Origin of the sequence: Kitasatospora sp. NPDC057223, assembly GCF_042669755.1 — a bacterium.
Classification (GTDB): domain Bacteria; phylum Actinomycetota; class Actinomycetes; order Streptomycetales; family Streptomycetaceae; genus Kitasatospora.
This window is the reverse complement of record NZ_JBHUWW010000219.1, coordinates 1-8224: the sequence shown is the minus strand read 5'-3', so window position 1 is coordinate 8224 and position 8224 is coordinate 1. Positions and strand designations below refer to the sequence as shown.

The 8224-nt window shown below is 76.0% G+C and carries 7 protein-coding genes; all 7 read left to right on the top strand.

The genetic code is table 11. The features are described from left to right. On the top strand, positions 1 to 747 hold a 747-nt coding region (locus tag ACFUK0_RS38535), incomplete at its 5' end, for an electron transfer flavoprotein subunit alpha/FixB family protein (protein WP_380258466.1). A 116-nt stretch (positions 748 to 863) separates the two neighbouring features. Beyond that, positions 864 to 2312, top strand: a complete 1449-nt coding sequence (locus ACFUK0_RS38530) for an acyl-CoA synthetase (RefSeq protein WP_380258465.1) — start codon at positions 864 to 866, stop codon at positions 2310 to 2312. Between the two features lie 149 nt (positions 2313 to 2461). Then, entirely contained in the window at positions 2462 to 3505 is a 1044-nt protein-coding gene (locus tag ACFUK0_RS38525) for a C40 family peptidase (protein ID WP_380258464.1), read from the top strand. A gap of 109 nt (positions 3506 to 3614) precedes the next feature. Continuing rightward, the gene (locus ACFUK0_RS38520) at positions 3615 to 4574 is read left to right on the top strand and encodes an ROK family protein (protein ID WP_380258463.1); all 960 of its coding nucleotides are present in this window, start codon (positions 3615 to 3617) and stop codon (positions 4572 to 4574) included. A 197-nt stretch (positions 4575 to 4771) separates the two neighbouring features. Then, entirely contained in the window at positions 4772 to 5899 is a 1128-nt protein-coding gene (locus ACFUK0_RS38515; RefSeq protein ID WP_380258462.1) for an NUDIX domain-containing protein, read from the top strand. A 56-nt stretch (positions 5900 to 5955) separates the two neighbouring features. Next, positions 5956 to 6774: a DUF4184 family protein gene (locus ACFUK0_RS38510; RefSeq protein WP_380258460.1), complete on the top strand. Its 819-nt coding sequence runs from the start codon at positions 5956 to 5958 to the stop codon at positions 6772 to 6774. 126 nt (positions 6775 to 6900) lie between these two features. Further along, the gene (locus tag ACFUK0_RS38505; protein WP_380258467.1) at positions 6901 to 8154 is read left to right on the top strand and encodes a geranylgeranyl reductase family protein; all 1254 of its coding nucleotides are present in this window, start codon (positions 6901 to 6903) and stop codon (positions 8152 to 8154) included. The last annotated feature ends 70 nt before the right edge of the window (positions 8155 to 8224 follow it).

Sequence of the window (8224 nt, the reverse complement as noted above, 5' to 3'; positions counted from 1 at the left end):
AAGGTCGACGCCCTCACCCAGGTCGCCAAGGCCACCGGCGCCGCCGCCGTCCTCCTCACCTCCTCCGGCGAGGGCAAGGAGATCGCCGCCCGCACGGCCCTGCGCCTGAACTCCGGCCTCATCACCGACGCCGTCGACCTCGAAGCCGGCCCCGACGGCAGCCCCCTCGCCACCCAGGCCGCCTTCGCCGCGTCCTACCAGGTCAAGTCCACCGTCACCCACGGCACCCCCGTCATCACCGTCAAGCCCAACTCCACCGCCCCCGAACCCGCACCGGCACCCGCCAACGTGCACAGCGTCACCGTGGAGTTCACCGGCAACGCCGCCACCGTCACCGCCCGCACCCCCCGCGCTGCCTCCGGCCGCCCCGAACTCACCGAGGCCGCCATCGTCGTCTCCGGCGGCCGCGGCGTCGGCGCGGCCGACGGCTTCACCGTCGTCGAAGACCTCGCCGACGCCCTCGGCGCAGCCGTCGGCGCCTCCCGCGCCGCCGTCGACGCCGGCTGGTACCCCCACAGCAACCAGGTCGGCCAGACCGGCAAGCAGGTCTCCCCCCAGCTCTACATCGCCGCCGGCATCTCCGGCGCCATCCAGCACCGCGCCGGCATGCAGACCTCCAAGACCATCATCGCCGTCAACAAGGACCCCGAAGCCCCCATCTTCGAACTCGTCGACTACGGCGTCGTCGGAGACCTCTTCACCGTCCTCCCCCAACTCACCACCGAGGTGAAGGCCCGCAAGGGCTGAGCACACGCGGGCGTGCCCGGAGGGCGCGGCGGCCGGAAACGGCCCGCCGCGCCCTCCGGCGTCCCCCGGGCCGTAGAGTCGGCGCCGAAGACCGGGGAACCGACGCGGAGGGGCACATGAGCCTGTTGACGGCGCTTCAGGACGGGTACGGCGACAGCGCCGACGCCCTGCGGATCGACGGGGTCGCGCTCTCGCGCGAGCGGCTGCTCGGGGCGGCCGTCGCCGTCGCCGACCGGGTGGCCGGGGCGCCCGCGCTCGCGGTGCTCGCCCGGCCGACCGCCGAGACGGTGGTGGCCGTGGTCGGCGGGCTGCTGGCGGGCGTCCCCGTGGTGCCGCTGCCGCCGGACTCCGGGCCCAAGGAGCGCGCGCACATCCTGCGCGACTCCGGCGCCGCGCTGCTCGCCCTCGCGGCGGGCGAGGACGCGCCCGAGGGCGTGGACGCGCTGCCCGGCCTGACCATCCTCCCGGTCGATCCGGCCCAGCGCTCGGCCGCCTCGCACCCGGAACCGGCCGCCGACGCCACCGCCTTCGTGCTCTACACCTCGGGGACGACCGGTGCCCCCAAGGGCGCCGTGATCCGCCGGGCCGCCGTCGCCGCCGACCTGGACGCGCTCGCGCAGGCCTGGCAGTGGTCGGCGGAGGACACCCTCGTGCACGGCCTGCCGCTGTTCCACGTCCACGGCCTGGTGCTGGGTGTGCTGGGCGCCCTGCGGACGGGCAGCCGGCTGGTGCACACCGGTCGCCCCACCCCGGCCGGATACGCGCAGGCGGCCGGTTCGCTGTACTTCGGCGTCCCGACGGTCTGGTCGCGGATCGCTGCCGACCACTCGGCGGCGGCCGGGCTGCGTGGTGCCCGGCTGCTGGTGTCCGGCAGCGCGCCGCTGCCGGTGCCCGTCTTCCAGCAGCTCGCCGCGCTGACCGGGCACGCCCCGATCGAGCGGTACGGCATGACCGAGTCGCTGATCACCGTGAGCACCCGGGCGGACGGCGACCGCCGGCCCGGCAGCGTGGGCCTGCCGCTGGACGGCGTCCGGACCAGGCTGGTCGGCGAGGACGGCTCGCCCGTCCCGCAGGACGGCGAGAGCGTCGGTGAGCTGCAGGTCTTCGGCCCGACGCTGTTCTCCGGGTACCTGAACCGGCCGGACGCCGATGCGGAGTCCTGGACGGCCGACGGCTGGTTCCGCACCGGTGATGTCGCGGTGATCGGCGAGGACGGCTTCCACCGGATCGTCGGGCGGGCCTCGGTGGACCTGATCAAGAGCGGCGGCTACCGGATCGGGGCCGGCGAGGTCGAGGCGGCCCTGCGCGACCACCCGGCGGTGGCGGACGCCGCCGTGGTCGGAGCGCCCGACGACGACCTCGGGCAGGCCGTCGTGGCGTACGTCGTCCCGGCCGGCGCGGTGACGGGGGAGCAGCTCACCGCGTTCGTCGCCGAGCGGCTCTCCGTCCACAAACGGCCGCGGCGGGTGGTGCTGGTGGAGGAGCTGCCGCGCAACGCGATGGGCAAGGTGCTGAAGAAGCAGCTCCTCCAGGAGCAGGACGCGGGCGGCGCCCCCCGCACCTGACGGGGTCTCCGGAGCTGAGGGCCGGTCTGCTGACGCCGGCTCACCGAGCGTGAACCACCCATTGGCTCACCTCGTTGCGCGCTGTGTCCGGGTGCGTGCCTAACGTGACACCCAGTACTGAAAACCCTGGGTGGTCCGTAGCAGACCCCATGTCAGCAGAGGAAGACAGCAGGCCGATGAACACCGTCGACACCGGCGCGCCGAGCGCCCCGCAGACCGAGCCGACCACCGCCTTCACCGCAGAGCGGGCCCGGTCCACCCGGATAGCCCGGACCGGACGGATCCGCCGTGGCCTGGCCATGGCCGCCGTGATCGCGGCGGGGGCGGGAGCGATCGGCCTCGGCACCGGCGTCGGGGTCGCGAGCGCCGAGACCGCTCCGGCCCACGCGGGCTGGGACGGCTCGAAGTACTGGTTCAGGAACAGCCAGGGCGAGTGGCGCTGGACGGCCCACCTCAGCGTCTACCAGGCCCGCACGGGCACCACCGCCTCGGCCTCGTCGTCGGTGGCGCGGGTGTCCTCGTCGGGCGGGGGCATCTCGCAGGGCTGGGACGGTTCGGTCTACTGGTTCCGCAACAGCAGCGGCCAGTGGCGCTGGACGAGCCACGAGGACGTCTACCTCCAGCGCACGGGCGGCGTACCGGCGTCGTCGGTGGCGCGGGTGTCCTCGTCGGGCGGGGGTATCTCGCAGGGCTGGGACGGTTCGGTCTACTGGTTCCGCAACAGCAGCGGCCAGTGGCGTTGGACGAGCCACGAGGACGTCTACCTCCAGCGCACCGGCGCGGCCCCGGCGGCGTCCTCGGACACCGTGTCGGCCTCGTCCGGTCAGAGCGGTGACGTCGAGACGGCGGTCGCCTTCGCGCTCGCCCAGCTCGGCAAGCCGTTCGTCACGGCCGGCAACGGCCCCGACGGCTACGACTGCTCGGGCCTGGTCCAGCAGGCCTTCCGGCGGGGCGGCATCGACCTGCCCCGGGTGGCCAACGACCAGTACGCGGCCACCACGCCGGTCACGGCGAGCCAGCTGAGGCGGGGTGACCTGCTGTTCTGGTCCGAGGACGGCAGCGCCCGGGGGATCGAGCACGTCGCGATCTACCTCGGCGGGAACCAGTACGTCGAGGCCGCACGGCCGGGCACGAACATCCGGGTCTCCGGCATCAGCAGCGGGTACTACCCGTCCTACATGGGCCGTCCCTGATCCGTCCGCGCAGCCCCGCAGGCCTTGCCGGGTGCCGTCCGCCGCCGTGCGGGCGGCACTCGGCGCTGTCACCGGGCAGCGCGCGCCGCCGCGGGTAGGGTCGGCTGCTGTGAACAGCGAACAAGCCCTGGTGGCGGCGATCGACATCGGGGGAACGAAGATCGCGGGGGCGCTCGTCGGGGCCGAGGACGGCCTGCTGTCGCGGCGGACCAAGGTGCCCACGCCGGCCGGCGAGCCGGGCGAGACGGTGTTCGCGGCCGTCGCCGCGGTGCTGGCACAGCTCCGGGCCGAGCCGCAGTGGGCGCGGGTCACCCGGATCGGGCTCGGCAGCGCGGGGCCGGTGGACGCCGTCCGGGGGCTGGCCAGCCCGGTCAACATCGCCGGGTGGCGCGACTTCCCGCTGGTCGAACGCGTCCGCGCGCTGGCACCGGGGCTGCCCGTCGTGCTGACCGGCGACGGGGTGGCGATGACCGCGGCCGAACACTGGCTGGGCGCCGCGCGCGGCCGTCACAACGCGCTCTGCATGGTGGTCTCGACGGGTGTCGGGGGCGGCCTGGTGCTGGGCGGCGCGCTTCACCCCGGGCCGAGCGGCAACGCCGGGCACATCGGGCACATCAGCGTCGATCTGGACGGCGACCCCTGCCCGTGCGGCGGCCGGGGCTGCCTGGAGGGGCTCGCCAGCGGCACCGCCATCGCCCGCCGGGCCCGCGCCGCGGGCTGGCGGCCCGCCGACGGCGACGCCTCGGCCACCGGGGTCGCGGCGGCCGCCCGGGCCGGCGACCCGCTCGCGCTGGCCGCCTTCGACCGGGCCGCGCAGGCGCTGGCGGCGGGGATCGCCGCCACCGCGACGCTGGTCGAACTGGACGTGGTGGTGATCGGGGGAGGCGTCGCCCAGTGCGGCGACGTCCTGTTCGGACCGCTGGGGAAGTGGCTCGACGAGTACGCCGCCCTGTCGTTCGTCCGGGGGCTGGAGGTCCGCCCGGCGCAGCTCGGCACCGACGCCGGTCTGGTCGGCGCGGCCGCGGCGGCGCTCTGGGCCGGCGGCCGCCGGGGGGCCTCGGCGGGCTGACCGCAGGCGCCCGCACGGCCGTCGGCCTGGGCACATGCCGCTGACAAGGGCCGAGGCCGGTAACCGACGGCGGCCGGGAACAGCAGGTATGGGCACCGCCGCGCAGCGGGTACCACCTTCTCTGGTGCGGGCGCCGGGAGGCCGGGCCGCGCCGCCCGGTGCGATCGACGCCGGGCGGACCGAGGGCAGGGGACGTTGTGATCGTCTGGGTCAATGGAACGTTCGGCGCGGGAAAGACGAGCGTCTGCCGTGAACTGGTGGAACTGCTCCCCGGGAGCCTGCTGTACGACCCCGAACTGGTCGGCCTCGGGCTGGCCCGGATGCTGCCGCCCGATCGGGCGGCCGGGCTCGCCGACTTCCAGGACCTGCCGTCCTGGCGCCGCCTGGTGCCGGAGGTGGCGGCCGCGCTGCTCGGCGAGGTCCCGGGGCCGCTGGTGGTCCCGATGACCGTGCTGCGGGAGGACTACCGGGACGAGATATTCGGCGGGCTGGCCTCGCGCGGACTCGCCGTGCACCACTTCGTGCTGGACGCTGCGGAAACGATCCTGCGGGCCCGCATCGAGGGCCACGACGCCCACCCCGGCGAGCCCGAGCGGAGCGCCGGCACCCGGGACCTGCGCCTGGAGCACCTCGCCCGGTACCGCGCCGCCCGGCGCTGGCTCAGCCGCGACGCCGAACTCGTCGACACCGGCGGCCTGACCGCACGCCAGACCGCCGAACGCCTCGCCGTGCTGGTCGGGGAGGGCGCCGCGCGCTGTCCCATCGTGCAGAGCGCCGACGCGACCGGGGACACCGTCGCCGCCGCCGTGCTGTTCTTCGACGAACAGGACCGGGTGCTGCTCGTCGACCCCGTCTACAAGCCCGCCTGGGAGTTCCCCGGCGGCGTCGTCGAACGCGGCGAGGCGCCCACCGACGCGGCCCTGCGGGAGACCGACGAGGAGCTCGGCCTGCAGCTGGACGCCGGTGACCTGCGCCTGCTCGCCGTGGACTGGGAGCCGAGAACCGGCCCGCGCCGCGGCGGCCTGCGGCTGGTGTACGACGGCGGCAGGCTCGACGCCAAGGCCCGCCAGCGCCTGCGGCTGCCCGCCGAGGAGCTGCGGGCCTGGCGCTTCGTCACCCTGGAGGAGGCCGCCGCCCTGCTCACCCCCGGCCGCCACCGGCGGCTGGCCGCCGCGCTGGACGCCCGGCGGCGCGGTGAACTGCGCTACCTGGAGGCCGGGCGCCCGGCGGCCGAGGGCCCGGCGCCGCACGGCCTCGCCGCCCACGGCCTGACCCCGGACGGCCTGACCGCGGACAGCCTGGCGGGCGCGGTCGACGCGGCCTGACCGCGGCCCGGCCGGGATCCGGGGCGGCGCCGGGTGGGAGGGGCAGGATGGGCCGCATGCCGTTCACTCTCAGCCACCCGGCCGCCGTCCTCCCGTTCCTGGCTGGCGCCAGGGCCCGCGGCCCGCTGGTCGCCTCGGCGCTGATCGCCGGGTCGATGGCGCCCGACCTGCCCTTCTTCGCCGACTCGCTGGTCCGGGGCGCCTACCGGCAGGGCGCCCTGGCACACCGCTGGTGGGCGGTGCCGACCGTGGACGTGGCGCTCGCCGGAGTGCTGGTGGCCGGCTGGCACGGGCTGCTGCGCGAGCCGCTGGTGGCCCTGCTGCCCGAGCGCTGGGCCGGCGCCGCCGAGGCGATGACCGCACGCGGCGGGGCGGGCCCCCGACTGGAGCGGGCCGGCTGGTTCGCCGTGTCGGCGGCCGTCGGCGCGGCCACCCACGTCGGATGGGACGGCTTCACCCACGGCGGCCGGTACGGCGTCGCCCTGCTGCCCGTCCTCGACGCCCGGGTGGCGGGCCTGCCGCTGTACACCGTGCTGCAGTACGGCTCCTCGGCGGTCGCCCTCGGGTACCTGGCCCGGTACACGGCCCGGGAGGCCCGCGGCGCCGTGCCCGCACCCGCCCTCGCCCTGTCGCCGGGTGCCAGGCGGGCCGGGACGGCGGTGCTCGGCGCCGCGACGGTGGCCGGGGTGGCGCACCGGCTGGCCCGCCGCGAGCGGGGCCTGATCGCCGAACTGTGCTTCGGCGCGGGCGCGGGCCTCGCGGTCGGCGCGGTCGGCTACGCCGCCGCCGTACGGCTGCTCGCCGGCCGCCGGGCGGTCCACCCGGCGGCCCGGGCGGCCACGACGGCGGCTCAGCGGCGGCGGGCAACGGCGTAGTTGCGGGGCGGCGGGGAGCGGGATCCGGCCAGCCTGGGCGCGGCGGACGGGAGCCCGGCCCGCGCCGGACCGACGGGCAATTTCGACGCGAGTGTGGCGGGGGCAGCGGGTAGGCCGGTCGGACGCATAGGATGGCTCGACGTGACAGACTCCGCTAGCTCCGTTTCCCACAGCCCGCTCGGTGCAGAACTCCCCGGGCCAGAACCGCTCGACGGTATCTGGGACGTGGTCGTGGTCGGCGCAGGGCCGGCCGGATCCTCCGCCGCCCGGGCCGCCGCCTCGCAGGGCCGGCGGGTGCTGCTGCTCGACAAGGCCGAGCACCCCCGCTACAAGACCTGCGGCGGGGGCATCATCGGCCCGTCCCGGGACAGCCTCCCGCCCGGCTTCGAACTACCGCTGCAGGACCGCGTGCACGCCGTGACCTTCGCGCACGACGGGCGGTTCACCCGCACCCGGCGCTCGAAGCGCATGCTGTTCGGCCTGGTCAACCGGGACGAGTTCGACCACCGGCTGGTCCAGGCGGCCAAGCAGGCCGGCGCCGTGGTGGTCACCGGAGTGACCGTCAGCGGTGTCGAGCAGCAGGGCGGCAACAACCGCACCGCCGTCGTCACGGCCACCGACGGGCGCACCTTCGAGGCCCGCGCCGTGGTCGGCGCGGACGGCAGCGCCGGGCGGGTCGGCCGCCACGTCGGCGTGACCTTCGACCAGATCGACCTCGGCCTGGAGGCGGAGATCCCCGTCCCGCCCGAGGTCAGCGCGCACTGGGCCGGGCGGATCCACCTCGACTGGGGCCCGCTGCCCGGCTCGTACGGCTGGGTGTTCCCGAAGACCGAGTCCGGGAGCCTCACCGTCGGCGTCATCTCGGCGCGCGGCGACGGCGAGCGGACGAAGCAGTACCTCGCCGACTACATCCGCCGCCTCGGCCTGTCCGGCTTCACCCCGAGCGTGGAGTCCGGTCACCTGACCCGCTGCCGCGCCGAGGACTCGCCGCTCTCCCGCGGCCGGGTCCTGGTCGCCGGGGACGCCGCCGGGCTGCTGGAGCCGTGGACCCGCGAGGGCATCTCGTACGCGCTGCGCTCCGGCCTGCTGGCGGGCGAGTGGGCGGTCAAGGTCGCCGAGGCGAACGGGGCCACCGACGTGCGGCGCCAGGCCCTCAACTACGCCTTCGCGATCAAGGCGGGGCTGGGAGTGGAGATGCGGGCCGGCAAGCAGATGCTGGCCGCGTTCGAGCGTCGCCCGCACCTCTTCCACGCGGCCGTCTGCCTGGTCGACCCGGCCTGGCGCGCCTTCGCCCGCACCACCCAGGGACACACCACCTTCGCCCAGGTGCTGCGCCAGTACGGCGCGGCCCGCAAGCTCTCGTCGCTGGCCTCGCGCTGACCCGCAGGCACCACGGCCTGGCGGGGGCGGGGCGGGGCCCCGGGCCCGCCCGGGGGCTATAAAAAAAAAA

Excerpts from the sequence above, each read along its gene's own strand:
- ACFUK0_RS38530 (WP_380258465.1), top strand. The coding sequence starts at position 864 with ATGAGCCTGTTGACGGCGCTTCAGGACGGGTACGGCGACAGCGCCGAC.
- ACFUK0_RS38510 (WP_380258460.1), top strand. The coding sequence starts at position 5,956 with ATGCCGTTCACTCTCAGCCACCCGGCCGCCGTCCTCCCGTTCCTGGCT.
- ACFUK0_RS38525 (WP_380258464.1), top strand. The coding sequence starts at position 2,462 with ATGTCAGCAGAGGAAGACAGCAGGCCGATGAACACCGTCGACACCGGC.